14 protein-coding genes and 1 pseudogene are annotated in these 18339 nt (G+C 42.5%); 7 read left to right on the forward strand and 8 right to left on the reverse strand.

All coding sequences use genetic code 11. The features are described 5' to 3' along the window. The first annotated feature begins 2 nt into the window (after positions 1–2). A complete protein-coding gene (locus tag AAC854_RS10350) occupies positions 3–458 on the forward strand; it encodes an NfeD family protein (protein WP_340617027.1) in 456 nt (151 codons plus the stop codon). On the opposite strand, the gene cueR is transcribed toward AAC854_RS10350, so the two are convergent. Further along, on the reverse strand, positions 455–859 hold the full coding sequence (gene cueR, locus AAC854_RS10355; protein WP_340617028.1) for a Cu(I)-responsive transcriptional regulator: 405 nt from the start codon (positions 857–859) through the stop codon (positions 455–457). The genes AAC854_RS10350 and cueR overlap by 4 nt on opposite strands. A gap of 79 nt (positions 860–938) precedes the next feature. Between cueR and copA the strand changes: the two genes are divergently transcribed. The 4 genes from copA to AAC854_RS10375 all read left to right on the forward strand — a co-directional run bounded on the left by copA (position 939) and on the right by AAC854_RS10375 (position 5528). After that, entirely contained in the window at positions 939–3716 is a 2778-nt protein-coding gene (gene copA / locus AAC854_RS10360) for a copper-exporting P-type ATPase CopA (RefSeq protein ID WP_340617029.1), read from the forward strand. Positions 3717–3857: 141 nt separating this feature from the next. Beyond that, positions 3858–4670, forward strand: coding sequence for a TraB/GumN family protein (locus AAC854_RS10365; protein WP_340617030.1), 813 nt, complete (start codon positions 3858–3860; stop codon positions 4668–4670). A gap of 52 nt (positions 4671–4722) precedes the next feature. Continuing rightward, a complete protein-coding gene (gene ybaK / locus AAC854_RS10370; RefSeq protein WP_340617031.1) occupies positions 4723–5199 on the forward strand; it encodes a Cys-tRNA(Pro)/Cys-tRNA(Cys) deacylase YbaK in 477 nt (158 codons plus the stop codon). Between the two features lie 161 nt (positions 5200–5360). Continuing rightward, positions 5361–5528, forward strand: coding sequence for a hypothetical protein (locus AAC854_RS10375; protein WP_167336749.1), 168 nt, complete (start codon positions 5361–5363; stop codon positions 5526–5528). A gap of 655 nt (positions 5529–6183) precedes the next feature. Here AAC854_RS10375 and ushA read toward each other — a convergent pair. Further along, on the reverse strand, positions 6184–7845 hold the full coding sequence (gene ushA / locus AAC854_RS10380; RefSeq protein ID WP_340617032.1) for a bifunctional UDP-sugar hydrolase/5'-nucleotidase UshA: 1662 nt from the start codon (positions 7843–7845) through the stop codon (positions 6184–6186). Between the two features lie 309 nt (positions 7846–8154). Between ushA and AAC854_RS10385 the strand changes: the two genes are divergently transcribed. After that, a complete protein-coding gene (locus AAC854_RS10385; RefSeq protein WP_340617033.1) occupies positions 8155–9372 on the forward strand; it encodes an MFS transporter in 1218 nt (405 codons plus the stop codon). A 240-nt stretch (positions 9373–9612) separates the two neighbouring features. Further along, on the forward strand, positions 9613–11328 hold the full coding sequence (gene ybaL / locus AAC854_RS10390; RefSeq protein ID WP_340617034.1) for a YbaL family putative K(+) efflux transporter: 1716 nt from the start codon (positions 9613–9615) through the stop codon (positions 11326–11328). A 56-nt stretch (positions 11329–11384) separates the two neighbouring features. Here the strand turns inward: ybaL and AAC854_RS10395 are convergent, their stop codons facing one another. The 6 genes and pseudogenes from AAC854_RS10395 to AAC854_RS10420 form a co-directional block, all read right to left on the reverse strand. Beyond that, positions 11385–12695: an inosine/guanosine kinase gene (locus tag AAC854_RS10395; RefSeq protein WP_340617035.1), complete on the reverse strand. Its 1311-nt coding sequence runs from the start codon at positions 12693–12695 to the stop codon at positions 11385–11387. Between the two features lie 214 nt (positions 12696–12909). Further along, a complete protein-coding gene (wzz(fepE), locus tag AAC854_RS10400; RefSeq protein ID WP_340617036.1) occupies positions 12910–14013 on the reverse strand; it encodes an LPS O-antigen length regulator Wzz(fepE) in 1104 nt (367 codons plus the stop codon). Between the two features lie 167 nt (positions 14014–14180). Beyond that, a complete protein-coding gene (gene hemH / locus AAC854_RS10405) occupies positions 14181–15146 on the reverse strand; it encodes a ferrochelatase (RefSeq protein ID WP_340617037.1) in 966 nt (321 codons plus the stop codon). A 161-nt stretch (positions 15147–15307) separates the two neighbouring features. Then, positions 15308–15955 (reverse strand): adenylate kinase, encoded by a 648-nt coding sequence (gene adk, locus AAC854_RS10410; RefSeq protein WP_340617038.1) that lies wholly within the window; start codon positions 15953–15955, stop codon positions 15308–15310. A gap of 172 nt (positions 15956–16127) precedes the next feature. Continuing rightward, positions 16128–18017, reverse strand: coding sequence for a molecular chaperone HtpG (gene htpG, locus AAC854_RS10415; protein WP_340617041.1), 1890 nt, complete (start codon positions 18015–18017; stop codon positions 16128–16130). Positions 18018–18149: 132 nt separating this feature from the next. Then, a pseudogene (locus AAC854_RS10420) lies at positions 18150–18339 on the reverse strand (IS982 family transposase); the annotation flags it as partial.

The raw sequence follows: 18339 nt of genomic DNA on the forward strand, positions 1-18339 counted from the left end.
CCATGATTGAACAGATCGCCACTCAGCCAGCTTGGTTCTGGCTCTGTTTTGGTGGACTGCTTCTGATTGCGGAATTACTGGGAGCGGGGGGATATCTATTGTGGACAGGAACCGCAGCCGTCATTGTTGCCCTGATCACATGGATTTTCCCCAATATTGGCTGGGAACTGCAAGGCATTCTGTTTGCTGTTCTGACCTTGCTTTCTGTTCTTGCATGGCGTAGCTGGCTACGCCACCGCCCACTCCAACCGAGTGATAAAGTTCTTAATCAGAAAAATCACCAATTAATTGGCCTGCGTACCCGTTTAATCACGGATACCGAAAACGGTTTTGGGCGAGTCAAACTGGCTGATGGCAGTTGGCGCGTTCATTGTGACCGGGAGCTTCCGGCCAATACCGAAGTTGAAATCATCGCCGTTGACGGAATCACATTAAAGGTGAGACCGGTTCCCCATTAACCGTGATGGAAACAGCAGCCAGATAAATGCTCAATGATGGGGCAATCCGCTCCATCATCTCCCGGGCATTCAGCCGCCAATACCAGCAACTTTTCCTTGATCTTTTGCAATTCCACAATCGTCTTTTCTATTTCAGCCACTTTTTGTAGAGTCGCTGTTTTTACATCTGCACTGTGACGACTTGGGTTACGAAATAATCGCAACAATTCGCGACACTCCTCCAGAGTAAACCCAACTTCTTTCGCCTGACGCAGGAGTACCAACTCATCAATGTGCTTTTGCTGATAATAACGATAGCCATTATCTCCCCGCTCCGGCGCAGTAATCAGCTCTTTTTCTTCATAAAACCGGATAGCTTTGCTGGTCAAACCGATCTTCTGGGCAATTTCACTGATATTCATAATTCCCCCTTGACCTTCCCCTTGCAGGAAGGTTTAGCCTTAATGATAAGTATACCACTCTGTATCAGGAGATATTGTTATGTCCACAACAACCATTCTTGCACTTCAAGGCTTAACTTGCATGCATTGTGTTGGTACGGTCAAAAAAGCACTGGAAAAAATAGCTGGTGTTGAACAGGTCGATGTGAGTTTAAATTATGCCAAAGTTATCGGCGATGTTTCGTCTGATGTATTAATTGCAGCGATTATCGCCGAAGATTATGCCGCTTCTGTTGCCACGCAACCTGATATTGAATTGCGGCTATCAGGTTTAAGCTGCATGAGATGTGCAGGTAAAACACAAAAAGCATTAGAAGCTGTCGAAGGTGTCATCGCTACAGAAGTCGATACTCAAACCGCAAAGATCTACGGTAAAGCAGAGAGCAGCATTTTAATTAATGCCGTCAAACAAGCCGGATACCAGGCCGAATTAACCTTCCCAAAAACTGAGCCGCTGACAACATCTGTTCCACAAACTCCGGAGTCTTTGGCAGCGGCAATATTTTCCTCCTCAATAAAAGCATCTCCGGTAAAAGCGTCTCCAATAAAAACAAGTGCAATTGAAACAGCGCCAATTGAGCACAACAAAATCAACGTTGTTGATGATGACAGTGTTCAGCTATTACTGGATGGCATGAGTTGTGCCAGTTGCGTCAGCAAAGTACAAAAAGCACTGCAATCCGTTGATGGTGTAGAGCACGCCAGAGTCAATCTTGCGGAAAGAAGCGCATTGGTCACAGGCAATGCCTCACCAAATGCCTTGGTTGAAGCGGTCATCAAAGCCGGTTATGGCGCAGAAATCATTCAGGATGAAACGGAACGCCGTGAACGCCAGCAACAAGTTGCGCAAGCCAATATGCGCCGTTTTCGCTGGCAGTCAGCCTTTGCTTTAATCGTTGGGATACCTGTCATGATTTGGGGCATGATGGGTGATAATATGATGCTCACACCGTCAAACCACACTATTTGGCTGTCTATTGGGCTATTGACACTTGCTGTCATGGTCTTTGCTGGTGGGCATTTTTATCGCAATGCGTGGCAAAGCCTGAAAAATGGCAGCGCAACTATGGATACATTGGTGGCCCTCGGTACTGGCGCAGCATGGCTCTATTCAATAAGCGTCAATTTGTGGCCTGAGATCTTCCCTCCACAAGCTCGTCATCTTTATTATGAAGCCAGCGCCATGATCATTGGTTTAATCAACCTTGGTCATGCCTTGGAACAACGGGCCCGTCAACGTTCTTCCAAAGCACTTGAACGATTATTAGATTTAACGCCTCCAACAGCTCGTGTGGTCACTACGGAGGGCGAAAAAACACTGCCACTTGCTGATGTTAAACCTAATATGACATTACGTCTGGTAACAGGAGACCGTGTTCCTGTCGATGGTGAAATCATCCAGGGTACGGTTTGGCTGGATGAAGCTATGCTGACCGGAGAACCCATTCCTCAACAAAAATCCATCGGGGATGCTGTACATGCCGGTACCGTTGTTCAGGATGGAACGGTATTGTTTAAAGCCAATGCAGTCGGCAGCCAAACCACGCTGTCACGCATTATTAAATTAGTGCGTCAGGCACAAAGCAGTAAACCAGAAATCGGCCAACTGGCAGATAAAATATCATCAATATTTGTGCCTGTTGTTGTTGCCATCGCCCTGATTGCTGGCGCTATCTGGTACTTTATCGGCCCAGCGCCACAAATTATGTACGCGTTGGTCATCATAACGACGGTGCTGATTATCGCCTGCCCCTGCGCACTTGGGCTGGCAACCCCCATGTCCATCATCTCTGGGGTGGGACGGGCAGCAGAGTTAGGCGTGCTGGTGCGTGATGCCGATGCACTGCAACAAGCCAGCCAATTGGATACGATTGTCTTCGATAAAACCGGCACCTTGACGGAAGGCATGCCTCAGGTGACAGAGATCCATACCTTTAACGGCCTTACCGAAGAACAAGTATTGGTATGGGCTGGTGCTTTGGAAAATGGTTCAAACCATCCTCTGGCAAAAGCCATTTTAGATAAAGTTGAAGGACAAAAGTTACCTGAAATACAACAGTTCCGCACATTAACGGGACTCGGAATACGCGGAGAGATTGGTGATACCACTCTGTTATTGGGTAACCAAAAATTGCTTGAGCAGAATCAGGTTGAAACCGCAGAATTAAAGCCATTAATTGCCGCACAGGCAGGAAAAGGTATCACTCCCGTTATTCTGGCTGTTAATGGGAAAGTCGCGGCCCTGTTTTCCATCCGGGATCCCTTGCGTCAAGATACTATTTCTGCCCTGCAACGTTTACACCATCAAGGCTATCGTTTGGTCATGTTGACAGGAGATAATCCAGTGACAGCCAGTGCCATAGCGAAAGAGGCCGGGATTGATCAGGTGATTGCCGGTGTCCTGCCTGATGGCAAAGCAGCAGCCATTCAAGCGCTCCAGGCAGAAGGTAAAAAAGTGGCCATGATCGGTGATGGCATTAATGATGCTCCCGCATTGGCACAGGCAGATGTCGGCATCGCCATGGGAGGTGGCAGTGATATTGCCATTGAAACGGCATCGATTACTCTTATGCGCCATAGCCTGCACGGTGTTGCTGATGCGGTTGAATTATCCAGAGGAACATTGCGTAATATGAAACAGAACCTGTTTGGAGCCTTTGTCTACAATACATTAGGCATCCCAATTGCAGCAGGTATCTTATATCCTTTCACAGGCACATTACTGAATCCTGTCGTTGCTGGTGCGGCAATGGCACTATCTTCAATTACTGTCGTGAGTAATGCCAATCGATTATTGCGCTTCAAGACAAAATCCTAAAATAACATTCAGAAAGTTTTCTCTAACCGATGAAAAGCTAAACATATTTGGTTTGGCTTTTCATCCCGCACTTTTCCCCCTTTCCTGTTAACTCTTAACGGGTTAGCATACCCTTCAATGCCAACCATTGGAGTATGCAAAGTGGGAAAATTAATGAAATATTTCAACAAAATATTAGGGCTGAATTCTCAACGGCATTACCCCTATCCTGCTTTTGACATTAATCTTAGTAAAAACATACAATTACATGTTGTTGGCAGTATTCATATGGGAACAGAGAATATGTTCCCACTTTCGGAAGTGCTGCTCGACCAACTAGAGCAATCTGATGCTCTGATTGTCGAAGCTGATATCACACAGGCTGACTCTCCTTTCAAGGAACAGTTTCCTGAGCAAGTTGCCCTGTCACAGCGTTTATCCTCCGAACACTTTGAGCGCTTACAGCACTACTGCCGGGAGATCCAGCATCCTGTAGCCCTTCTTGATTCATTACCGTCATGGCAAATCGCATTAATATTACAAGCCGCTCAAGCCCAATATTTAGGATTACGTCCTCAATACGGCATTGATTACCAATTGCTGAACAGTGCAAAAGCCATCAATAAACCTATTATCGAATTGGAAGGAACGGATACGCAGGTTAATCTACTCACCAGTCTGCCAAATGGCGGCCTTTCTCTGTTGGAAGATACCATTATCCATTGGCATACTAATGCCCGTGCTTTGCAGACTATGATTAGCTGGTGGATGAATTATAAACCTGAGCAACAAGATCAGATACTGCCGATGACATTCTGTGAAGAGATTTATCAAAGTCTAATGATTGAACGCAACCATCAATGGAGTGAGCAATTACATCGCTTACCAGAAGGAAAATATCTGGTTGCTGTAGGAGCCTTACATCTTCACGGCGAGAATAACTTACAGCAAATGCTGTTAAAACCGCAGGAATAACAACGTATTCACCTACCTCATTTCCGTAGATAAATAGTTACAGGAAAAAAACATGACTCCCGCTGTTGTTTTGCTGGAAAAGCAAAAAATCAATTTCAAACTTCATCCTTATGAACATGATGCCAATGAACATAATTTCGGTGATGAAGTAGTTAAAAAACTCGGCTTAGATGCTAATCAGGTTTTTAAGACACTATTGGTCTCATTGAATGGCGATGCCAAAAACCTTGCTGTTGCCGTTACGCCTGTTTCCGGGCAGCTCGATCTGAAAAAAATCGCCAAAGTTTTTAAAGCCAAGAAAGCAGATATGGCCGATCCTCTGCTGGCACAAAAAATTACAGGTTACCTCGTTGGCGGCATTAGCCCACTGGGGCAGAAAAAGCGCCTACCGACTGTTATTGACATTCAGGCACAAACTTTATCAACTCTGTTTATTTCCGGTGGCAAGCGTGGATTAGATATTGAATTATCACCCACTGACTTATGCCAACTACTTAATTGTTCATTTGCTGATATCGCTAAACATTGAAAATAAGTTTCAATCCTTATTGAAATTTTTCGAGCTGGCTCTGTTTTCTTTAAAACAGAGTCTTGTGCTATATGGCAATACCGATATACTTTCCTTACAGAGAAAAAAACATTAATTACTATTTCAAGTAACTTAGTTAATCTAAATAAAAGAGGAATAAAATGGCTACCTCATCATTTTTCCGTCAAATTGTCATTACTGATCCCAAAGCAATTAAAATGCTAAGGAGAGCTAATAGAAAACCAAGAGAAAAGCATTTTGAAGAAATAGATTTTGAGGCGCAACAAAAAGAGGCGATAGAAATATTAAAGAAAAAATTCTCACTATAGGAAAAATATTATCAGTTTTTGGTGATGACAGAACAAAAGAGTATTTACTCTCTTTTTCCTGCCCATCAAACCGTGATGTAGAATCATTTTTACATTTAAAAGCAATTAGATTTGAACAAGCAGATGCCACAAGAACCTACTTAATTTTAGATGTAGAAGGGTTTATCCTGGCTTATTTTTCATTAACATTCAAGGAGATATCAACAAAAAATCTTGCTATTTCAAAGACGAAAATAAAAAAATTAAATGGAATCAGTAAAAATGCAGCGTCATTAAAGGTTTACTTAATTGGCCAAATAGCCAAAAACCACTCATTAAGCAAAAACCCAATAAAACTTAAGGATATTTTATTTCACATTAATATCACCATTGAAAAAGCACAAGAATTAATAGGAGGAAGAGTGACTATTCTAGAATGCCAGAACAAATCTAAACTTATTGCTTTATATGAGAAAAATGGACTTAAAAAATTACCAACAAAAGGAGATAACAATGCATTAATTACCATGCTATTTAGTAATTAGATTATTATTCAGTTTCAACCATCCCTATTTAGATTATGCATAGCTATCCTTACTGATAGTAAGTCAAAGACCATCTGTTTTTCAGATGGTCTTTTTATGCGATTAATTAACTATAATCAATTAATCAGTTATTATTTTTTATACGAAACTTCACTTTTCGGATCATAATCAGAGGCCTTCAATGGGGAGTGTTTTTCAATATAACCTTTCAACACTTCAGCATCGACAAATCCTGTATCAACGTAACCCGGCAAATTATCAATGCGTGGATAACCATCACCTCCAATCGCGTTGAAATTCAAGGTCGCCATCCGATAAGTTTTATTTGGATCTAATGGCTTACCGCCAATTTTCACATCACTGATATTCTTACCTTCAATCACGAAGCTCACATTATAGAATTGCCCATAAGCACCGGAATCCTTTTCCATATTCGCAACGGCTGTCAAATATGACAAAACCTCGCTGCCTTTAAAATCCACATAAACCAGTTGATTAGCAAATGGATGAACTTTCAGAACGTCTTTATAAGTGATATCTCCTGATTCAATAGAATCACGAATACCACCACCACTCATCACAGCAAAATCAGCGTTTGTCCGCTCCATTTGAGCTGCCAGCACAAGATGTGCCATATTAGTTTGCACGAAACGAACTTTACTACGATCACCTTCTAGTTTGTCATCTACCGAACCAATTTTAACATTAAGTACCTGACCCCCTTTGCTTTGATAAGGTGTCAACAGGTTAAGCATCTCAGGGCTTTGCTGAATCTCATGTGTATAGTAAACACGTTCCGTGCTGCCATCTTCTTTTGTTACTTTTTTCTTTAAGTTAATGGGAATCAATTGATAATGAACCAGCTTGAGTTCACCATTACGGAATTGAAAATCAGCACGACCAACGTATTTTCCCCATTCATGGGCTTGAACAATCCATGTGCCGTTTTGACGATCTGGCGAACACGGCGTTCCCGGCACATAATTCACTTGTTTATAGTTTTTATTCTCTGAAGACATGCAGACTGGATCTTGTGAGTGACCACCCACTATCATATCTAAATAGCCCGTCGGTAAACTACGTGCCATTTCAACATCTCCCGGAGCATTGGTGCCATGGTGACCATCGTTATAATGACCCATATGGGTCGCTGCAATGATAACATCCGGTTTTTCGTTCTTTTTCAGCTCTTCAATAACTTTTTTGGCTTCTGCTGCGGGAACACGGAATTCAACATCCGGAAAATTCGCAGGATTACCTACTTTCGCCGTATCATCCGTTGTCAGACCAAGCACTGCGATTTTCACGCCTTGTTTATCAAACATGACATATGGCTTAAATAAACGTTTACCTGTGCTGGTTTGGTAAATATTGGCAGATAAGAATGGAAAATTCGCCCACTTTTGCTGTTGGTGCAATACATTTAAAGGCTTATCAAACTCATGATTCCCCAATGCCATTGCGTCATAACCTACCAAATTCATCCCCTTAAAATCTGGCTCAGCATCTTGCATATCTGATTCCGGTACACCTGTGTTAATGTCACCACCAGACAACAGCAATACGCTGCCTCCCTTCTTAGCAACTTCCTGACGGATGGAATCTACTACTGTTTTTTGTGCTGCCAGACCATACTCACCATGATCGTTATGCCAAAAGTGACCATGATGATCGTTAGTATGCAGGATAGTAATATCGTAAGTTTTATCTTGCTCCCAAGCAGTGGCGATTAGCGGCGTCAACGACAAGGAAACGGCAAGAGCACATACTGACGCTTTAAACGAAAATTTCATGGGTATCTCCATGTTCTTTAAGTGTTATTAGTTATACGATTGTGGTTAATGATATGAATTTTACACACTATCCCCAAATGGGATACAAATGATGGCATGCAGCGCTATACCGCATTTTTCTGATCAGGATTACATACTTGTGTCATTAAATAATGCCTTCTTTCACCTTTTTGAGATAGCTATCAAATTATATCAATATAAATAAAATTTTTGTTAGCAGACTAAGAGATACTATGGTGTAAGCACCAAACAAAATTCACATTAATCACCTGACATCCCCCTACGGGCTACATAAATAAGCGAATAAACATGAGTGAACAAAGCAACACAAAACCTTTGCCAACCTCGTCAACAAAAACACGCAAGACGGTTTTCTCAGTGCTCGGAGCGATCAGCTTATCTCACCTACTGAATGATATGATTCAATCGCTGATTCTGGCAATTTATCCGCTGCTGCAATCTGAATTTACTCTGAGTTTCATTCAGGTCGGGTTGATAACACTGACCTATCAGATAACAGCATCCCTATTGCAACCTCTCATCGGACTCTATACAGATAAGCATCCGCAGCCTTATTCACTGCCTGTCGGTATGGGATTTACCTTATCGGGGCTGCTCCTACTGGCTTATGCAGAAAGTTTCCCTGTTATATTAGTGGCTGCTGCACTCGTTGGTACCGGCTCATCAGTTTTTCATCCAGAGTCTTCACGAGTCGCAAGAATGGCATCCGGCGGACGCCATGGGCTGGCTCAGTCCTTATTTCAAGTAGGGGGAAATCTGGGAAGCTCTCTTGGCCCTCTGCTGGCAGCTCTTTTCATTGCGCCTTACGGCAAAGGCAATGTCGGTTGGTTCTCGCTGGCAGCACTGCTTGCAATCGTGATCTTATTGCAAGTCAGTCAATGGTATAAAATGCAGCACAGAACCGTCCTTCCCCAATCCTTACGCAATGTCTCTCTGCCAACTTTATCCAGAAAAACCGTTATACGTTCTTTTGCTATTCTTCTCATACTGATTTTCTCAAAGTATTTTTATCTCACCAGTATCAGCAGCTACTACACTTTTTACTTGATCCAAAAATTTGGTGTATCAATACAAAATGCCCAAATCCATCTGTTTGTTTTTTTATTTTCTGTCGCAGCAGGCACCATGATTGGCGGCCCTATCGGAGATAAAATAGGTCGAAAATATGTTATATGGGGTTCCATTCTCGGTGTTGCGCCTTTTACCTTGATATTACCTTATGCTTCCTTATTCTGGACAGGCATACTGACGGTCATAATTGGCATAATCCTGGCATCTGCCTTTTCTGCTATTTTGGTTTATGCCCAAGAGCTCATTCCCGGCAAAACAGGCATGATAGCAGGGTTGTTCTTTGGCTTGGCATTTGGTATGGGGGGAATTGGAGCAGCAATTCTTGGCTATGTTGCAGATAAAACCAATATAGAATTGGTTTATAAAATTTGTGCTTTCCTACCACTTCTTGGTATATTCACAATTTTCCTGCCTAATATAGAAAAGAAATCATAAAAAATACTGAAAAATCATAAGGTAGAGATAATGATTATTACATTATCTCCCTTTTGTAAACAAGCGTAAATAATGAAAAAAACCACGTAAAATTACATTAAAATAGGATTTATCCAGATTACCCTTGTTTTTACCACTCAGTATATTTTTTAGCAAATTTATCTTTAAATACTTATAAAATATATTTATTACCTTACCCAACCACACAATTTAATATTCTCTACACCAGAAGGAGACTTGATGGAGCATTCGACACCTCTTATCACGACCATTGTTGGTGGTTTCGTTCTCGCCTATCTGCTTGGCATGCTTGCACAGCGCCTAAAAATCTCACCGCTGGTAGGGTATCTTATAGCAGGTGTACTCGCGGGGCCTTTTACACCCGGCTTTGTTGCCGATACTTCTCTGGCTCCAGAACTTTCAGAAATTGGCGTGATCTTACTGATGTTTGGTGTCGGTCTGCATTTTTCACTCAAGGATTTGTTAGCCGTCAAATCAATTGCCATTCCTGGAGCCATCGCTCAGATTGCCGTTGCGACCTTATTGGGAACAGGGTTATCAGCATTACTCGGATGGAGTCTATCCAGCGGTATTGTCTTTGGCCTCTGTTTGTCTACAGCCAGCACAGTAGTATTACTCAGGGCACTAGAAGAACGGCAGCTTGTTGATAGCCAAAGAGGGCAAATTGCCATTGGCTGGCTGATTGTAGAAGATCTGGCGATGGTATTGGCGCTGGTATTGCTCCCCGCAATCGCTGGCCTTCTGAGTAATCAGGATGCCAATATTGGTCAGCTTCTGCTTAAGCTGGCTATTACAATTGGTAAAGTTGTTGCCTTTATTTTATTAATGATCTTTGTTGGAAGAAGAGTGATACCTTGGCTACTGGCGAAAACAGCCAGCACAGGTTCCCGTGAGTTATTTACGCTGGCGGTACTTGTGATTGCACTGGGTGTTGCTTACGGTGCCGTAACACTATTCGATGCTTCATTTGCTCTCGGGGCATTCTTTGCCGGCATGGTACTGAATGAGTCAGAATTGAGCCATCGAGCAGCACAGGATACTTTACCGCTAAGGGATGCGTTCGCGGTTCTTTTCTTCGTTTCCGTTGGCATGCTGTTTGATCCAATGGTTCTGCTCCAACAGCCTCTCGCTATTTTAGGCACACTTGCCATTATTATCATTGGCAAGTCATTGGCAGCTATGTTGTTAGTCAGAATGTTTGGTCATACACGACGTACGGCCCTGACTATTTCTGCCAGCCTCGCCCAAATTGGGGAGTTCGCCTTTATTCTGGCAGGTCTTGGTGTCATACATGGATTTTTAGATGGAGAAGCGCGTAATCTTGTACTGGCTGGTGCCATCATTTCCATCATGCTGAATCCTGTTTTGTTCAGTTTGCTGGATCGCTATTTGGAAAAAACAGAGACGATTGAAGAACAATTACTCGAAGAAACGCTGGAAGAAGAAACCCAGATCTCCGTTGATATCTGCGGACACGCCATTATAGTGGGCTATGGTCGGGTCGGGCATCTGCTCTGCCAGCATTTACAAGAAAGAAACTTTCCTGTGGTGGTCATTGAAGATACACGCGCTCGGTTTGAAGAATTGGGAGAAATGGGTATTAGTGCCGTGATGGGTAATGCAGCCAATAAAGATATTATGGCTCTGGCAAGGCTCGATTGCGCCTGTACGTTATTCCTGACAATCCCTAATGGCTACGAAGCCGGTGAAATTGTTGCGAATGCCAGAGAAATTAGACCAGATATCAGTATCATCGTACGCGCCCATTATGATGATGAAGTTGCTTATATTACGGAGCGTGGTACTAACCAGATCATTATTGGTGAGCACGAAATAGCAAGGGCAATGGCTGATGTACTTCCTGAATATGAAGAAGGTTGTCCGATAGGGCCACCATCATCACTTTCACCAGCAGCCCCACCATCAACAACATAATTTGCTGTTCAAGGAATATCCCCATAATCAAGGGGATATTCCCAGTTTCCAGTATATTAACGTTCCCAGTAAGATTCTTCCAAACTATCTTCTTTTTCCGGCAATCCTCGAGTCAGGCGTGGAGCATGTTGGCTCAATACCTGATAGCTTACCCTATTCGCGTACTTACACACTTGAGCTAAAGAAGAGTAGGTTAAATAAGAACGCATATGTTTGCTAGAATTAGGCACGTTCATGCGATGATAGCTGTTGGCCGTGATATCATGCAGCAATGCGGATAATGCACCATCACCTGCCCCATTGGTATTCATGATTTTTTCAGGGCCGCCCATATAAGGTTCAATATGGGAATAGACTCGCATTGGATTCTGACAATCCACCTTGCGCATTGCGCGGCTGAATTCATAACGGTTAAATTCCGCAATTGCGCCAGGTAATAAAGGATGGGATGTTTGGCGCTTATTTTCTTCTTCAGTATAACCCGCCATATATAACCCAGCTGGCCCAGCCGTGCACAACACCAAATCGACCCAATCAAGCGCCTTATCTGCCGCCAGTAAAGGATCACTGAAGCCTGTCAGCTCATGAGCTTCATCTTCATTCATTGCTACCACTGAAACATTTTCAGCCAGAAAATCACGCCACCATTGAGGATCATCAGCAATGACGTATTTTGTTCCCAATGTCAGCACAACCGGTACATTATGTTTTTTGGCATATTCAATGGCTTTCATCGTTGCTTCCGGCATAGGTTCACCCGGTTTGCAACGTACCAGATACGCGGTAATCACTAATGCTGATGCTTCCGCAATAATATGTTCTGGAATGCTTTCTGGACGAAGCTGGTTCATCAAACCCGGACTGATAGCAAAGGTTCTTTCACCATTTTCTGTCACTAAAGTAAAGCAACGACCAATTGGGCCATCAACACCCTGTAAGTGGTTCAAATTCATACGACTGGATGTATTGCAAAGATAGCAATACGCATAACTTCCTATCTGGATGTTATTGCACATAGTACCGAGCAATACCGATTTGTCGTCGGCTAAAACGGAAAAATTATGCAAGGTGTTGCCAATAGTGCCACCCGCAAATTCATGGCTGATTAGATTATTATCTGCCAGTTCCCTATAGAGAGCCTCAGCAACATGATCTTCAATAACTAACGAATGCCCCTGGCTCAGGTTGTAACGTTGGATAAAACTCTCATCAACCTTAGCTTCAATATCCACCAGTGTTTGGTCAATGCCGACGATATAGGCTCGGTTATTTTCAGTGTCCATCATTTCTTTGATGGGCTGGAGAAGAGGATCTCTTAAGCTGACAGGAAAGTAATGTTTAGATTTACGTTTACCAGGGAATTTCATAATTAATTGCTGTTATAGAGCCAAAATATGCGGCATATTAGCACAATATGGTGTGACACAATACTGGGACAGAACAAAAAACAGCATGACAAAAACACAGACAGCCAATGTTATTGCAACATTGGCTGCCGGATATTAGCGATATGATTTAGCTTTCAAGCAACTGCTTTATTGGCTGTGCTGCAACCTGAAATCTATTGGATAAATTATCATGTTAAGCTGTTTGTTTCTGGCGGCTACGTACCATATGACGCAGCAAAACAAACATAACAGAAAGAATAAACCCTATAAAACCCGCACCAATCAGGATCAATAAACGCTTAGGTGAGTCTTTTGACGTCGGTTCATAAGGTTCCTGCATAAATTTGAATGGTTCAAAATCAACCGTATTGACATTTATTTTTTCCAGATTTTTGATATATAGCTGGCGGTTAAGCAAATCAGCATCAATTTTTGTTGGATCGATAATTTCTTCAGTAATTTGCAGTTTACGTTGCAAAGCATCTGAGCCCAGTGCAATCGAATAATCCGGGTCATCCTTGATCATTGCCCCACCATTCGATACAGGTTTCTTAACACCTGCCGAGTCAGCAATAGAAATCGCATATTTCAATCGCTCAATATTTACACTACGCATATTGGCAATACGTTCCAAATCGATAGCATAAAGTTTCTGCGAATATTCCAGTTTCTGATGAACCATGTCAGTGAGTTCATCTTTTATTTGATCACGAACAACCGAAGAGACAAATCTGATATAGCCCGTCAACAGATTGTAAGAATCCTTCGAGTTATCTGCACTGAAAGAAAGTGTGGATTCATTATCTTCATCATCTTTCTTAGGCGATGATGCAGAGATGTTTTTATTGACAATTTTCTCGATTAGCTTTCTTTTTTCCTGCTCAGAAATATCATCATTCCTGACAAGCAAGGTCTTAAAGTAATCGGTATTGACCAAATACTCCTCCCGCAATACACGTGAGTTATAGTTTTCAATAAAACGCTGATATAGGGATTCTTCTGTCACTTTCGGCTCAAGGTTCAGAACGTGCAACCCTGTCAATGCGTTTTTTAATGGCTGAAATTCTTCCAACCCCGGTTTAACCACCGCAGCGGTACTGGTCCATTTCTGTGGCAAAGATGATGCAACACCAAAACCAACAACTGCAAAAACAAACGAAACTGCAATTATCAAATATTTTGATTGGAAGAGTACGGAGAATAGCTCAAACAAATCGATTTCATCTTCCTGCGCAGGATGGTAATAATTTGAATGCTCTTCATAAAAATCGGGGTGTTTAATAGGTTTATTACTCATTATCTATATATCCAATCCAAATAGTTTTGCTTTTCATTGATGATACGCAAGCTTGCTCTCTTGCTCACAGTACTCATTGATTAAAAACAGTATCCTTAAAAATTATACAATCAACAATGCTTGACACTCACCCTGTGAGTTATTCCCCTATAACAAGCAATTGCAATTTATTGAATGATATTATTTACCAAATTTTCGAACAATGAAATATGGCACTCATTATCATTAAGTGCGGAGATATATTCAAACTTTTTCCCTCCCGCATTCAAAAAGATAGTTTTATTCTGTTGCTTAATTTCTTCCAATGTTTCCAAACAATCGGCTGAAAATCCCGGACATATCACCTGAACATGCTCCACGCCTTGTTCTGGCAATGATGCCATTGTTTTGTCTGTATAGGGTGATAACCACGGTAAGCGACCAAAACGAGATTGATACGTCATCATGATTTTATCTGCCGGATAGTCCAATGTTTGAGCTAAGAGTTGAGTCGTCGCTTTGCAATCCTGCGGATAAACATCTCCCATTGTTGCCAGGCGCTCGGGAATACCATGATAAGAAAGGATTAGACGATCAGGCTGACCATGCTTTGTAAAGCTCTGTGTAATGGATTCCTTTAGCGCTGCAATATAAGCAGGATGTGACGCATAGCTACGGATAAAATGCAGTGTAGGAATGGTACGATATCCCTTCAATATTTTACTAATGCTATCAAATACCGCTGCCGATGTTGTGCTGGAATATTGAGGGTAAAGCGGCAGTATAATTAAATCATCAATATTTTGTTGCAACAAACTATCTACTGCCTGAGACAAAGAAGGTGAGCCGTAAGTCATTCCTAAAACAACGGGAATATTCGCCAATTTTTCACTCAGCAATTTCTGCTGGCGACGTCCATAAACCAGCAGAGGAGAACCCTCTTCCATCCAAATTTCTTGGTAAAGTTTGGCAACACGAGAAGAACGGAAAGGAAGAATAAACCCGTACAGTATCGGCTTCCAAATTAGTGGGGGAATATCAACCACCCTTCTGTCACTCAGGAACTGAGCCAGATAACGCTTTATCGCTGTTGGCGTTGGAGCGTCCGGCGTACCAAGATTGACCAATAAAACACCATACTTCTTGCTACTCATTCCCCAGTACCCCATTTAATTGACTGACAATCCAGTATAAAACATGAGTTATAGTCACATATAACATTTCATGGAGTGAATTTCTCATAGAGTGCGGTAGAGTGCAAAAAAGTCAGGCGGCATAAATACCGCCTGTTCCAACAATTCAAGAATACACTAAATCATTCGCCCAGAATTTTAGCCAATTCTGTGCTGACTTCAGATACCTGACGAGTACCATCAAGTTTAAAATATTCTGTGTTACCTGCCTGTGCTTCTTTTTGGTAGTAAGAAACCAGAGGTGCAGTTTGCGCATGGTATTCAACCAGACGTTTGCGGACAGTGTCTTCCTGATCATCTTTACGAATGGTCAGCTCTTCACCAGTAACGTCATCTTTGTTTTCCACTTTTGGTGGGTTGAATCTGATATGGTAAACACGGCCCGATGGTGCGTGTACACGACGACCAATAATACGTTCAACAATGATTTCGTCAGGAACATCAAATTCCAGAACAGAATCAATCTTGATACCCGCTTCTTTCATGGCATCAGCTTGTGGAATGGTACGTGGGAACCCATCCAACAAGAAGCCATTACGGCAGTCATCTTGTTTGATGCGCTCTTCAACCAGGGCAATAACCAGTTCATCAGTGACCAGCTTGCCATTATCCATCAATTCTTTTGCTTTCAAACCCAACTCTGTGCCAGCTTTAACTGCGGCACGCAGCATATCACCTGTCGAAATCTGAGGGACCCCATATTTCTCCATGATAAATTGCGCCTGAGTTCCCTTACCGGCGCCTGGTGCGCCCAGCAGAATAATACGCATTGCGTAAATCCCCTTGCTATTTGCTTTTCGTATTTTTTAAAGAAAACGTACCACCATAACATTTGAATAGGGCATGGCTCAAGGAAACAGGTAAACGTTTTCGCGTTATAAAAAAATAAACCACGCTCCATTTTCCGCTGAAGCGTGGCTTTTTATCATAATTTCGACGAGATTAAGCTTTTTCAGCTAATAATAATTGATTCATTCTACGAATGAATTGGTTTGGATCATCCAATGTGCCACGTTCTGCAAACAGTGCTTGATCCAGCAGCAATTCTATCCAATCAGCGAACTGCATCTCATCTTCAATGTCAGCCGCTTTCTTAACCAAGTTGTGTTCTGGGTTCAGTTCAAAGTTATAGCTTACTTCTGGCATGGATTGACCGGCAGCAGCAAACAGCTTCGCCATTTGGGTGCTCATTCCATTGGCATCGGTTGTTACGATGGCTGGCGTATCTGTCAGGCGATGAGTTAACTTCACTTCCTTCACTCGCTCACCCAACAATGTCTTCACTCGCTCAACGAATGGCTCCAATTTCTTATCTGCTTCTTCCTTCTCAGCCTTGTTTTCATCCGCCAGTTTGTCAAGGGATTCATCAGCCTTGCTAACAGATTGGAATGATTTACTGTCGAATTCAGTCAGATAACTCATCATCCATTCATCGATACGGTCAGACAGCAGCAGAACCTCAATACCTTTCTTACGGAACAACTCCAGATGTGGGCTATTCTTCGCCGCAGCGTAGCTATCCGCAGTAATGTAATAAATCTTCTCCTGCCCTTCTGCCATGCGACCGATGTACTCTTCCAGAGAAACGGTTTGTGCCGAGTCATCATTGTGAGTCGTCGCGAAACGCAGTAATTTGGCAATGGCTTCTTTATTTGATCCATCTTCGGCAGGCCCTTCTTTCAGCACTAAGCCGAATTGTTGCCAGAAAGTCTGGTATTTTTCTGCATCGTCTTTTGCCAGTTTATCCAGCATCTGCAATACACGTTTGGTCAACGCACTGCGTAAGTTGCGAGTGATTGTGCTGTCTTGCAGTATTTCACGAGAAACATTCAACGGTAGATCGTTGGAATCAATCAGGCCACGAACAAAACGCAGGTAGTTTGGCATGAACTGATCAGCTTCATCCATGATGAATACACGCTGTACATACAGTTTCAAACCATGTTTATGCTCACGGTTCCACATATCCCACGGTGCCTGGGAAGGAATATATAACAGGCTGGTATATTCCTGCTTACCTTCAACGCGGTTATGACTCCAGATCAGAGAATCGGTAAAATCATGGGAAATGTGTTTATAAAACTCCTGGTATTCCTCATCACTGATTTCTGCTTTACCACGGGTCCACAAGGCTTGGGCTTTGTTGATTTTTTCCCATGTAACAGTGACCGAATCATCTTCTTCATTTTTAGTTTGTGTTTCGATTTCAACCGGTAAGGCAATATGATCAGAATATTTACCGATGATAGAACGAAGACGCCAGTCATCAAGGAATTCACTTTCCCCGTCACGCAAATGCAGGGTGATTTCTGTGCCACGTCCTGCTTTTTCAACATCTGCAACGGTGTAATCACCTTCACCCGTTGATTCCCAGAACACACCTTGTTCAGCCGCCGCACCCGCTGCACGGGTACGTACAGTTACTTTATCCGCAACGATGAACGCAGAGTAGAAACCTACACCAAATTGACCAATCAATTGGCTGTCTTTTGCCTGATCAGAACCGATGGATTCAAGAAATGCTTTAGTACCGGATTTTGCAATTGTTCCCAGATTATCAATCACTTCATCGCGGGACATGCCGATACCATTATCACTGATGGTGATGGTTTTTTGCTCTTTATCAACAGCCAGACGCACACGCAATTCGCCATCGTTTTCATACAGTTCAGGCGTGGATAATGTACGGAAACGTAATTTGTCTGCCGCATCAGATGCGTTTGAAATCAATTCACGGAGAAAAATTTCTTTGTTGGAATAGAGAGAATGGATCATCAACTGCAACAGTTGTTTGACTTCAGACTGAAATCCACGGGTTTCCTGATCTTTCATGTTCATTTATTACCTCAATCTAAATCCAGTTCAGATATGTAAAATCGGACGATGGTAATCAGATGGGGATAGATCCGGAGGGTTTCAAGTTAGAACAACAAGAATAATGTAAAATTAACGCGATGCTCGACTTTAACATCCTATGACGTTGGCTTGTTGAAGCCAGTCGCGTTGACTTTTACCTTGTTTAAAATTGGCAAAAATGCCCAATGTATGAGAAAGCAGTTTTCTGGCTATTCGATTACTCAAATGCCACAAATCCCGTGCCCAGCACTTCTCGAGAGAAAATTGCCCGGCGAATTGACCAATCACGGTTTCAATT

Origin of the sequence: Xenorhabdus entomophaga (assembly GCF_037996725.1) — a bacterium.
GTDB lineage: Bacteria > Pseudomonadota > Gammaproteobacteria > Enterobacterales > Enterobacteriaceae > Xenorhabdus > Xenorhabdus khoisanae.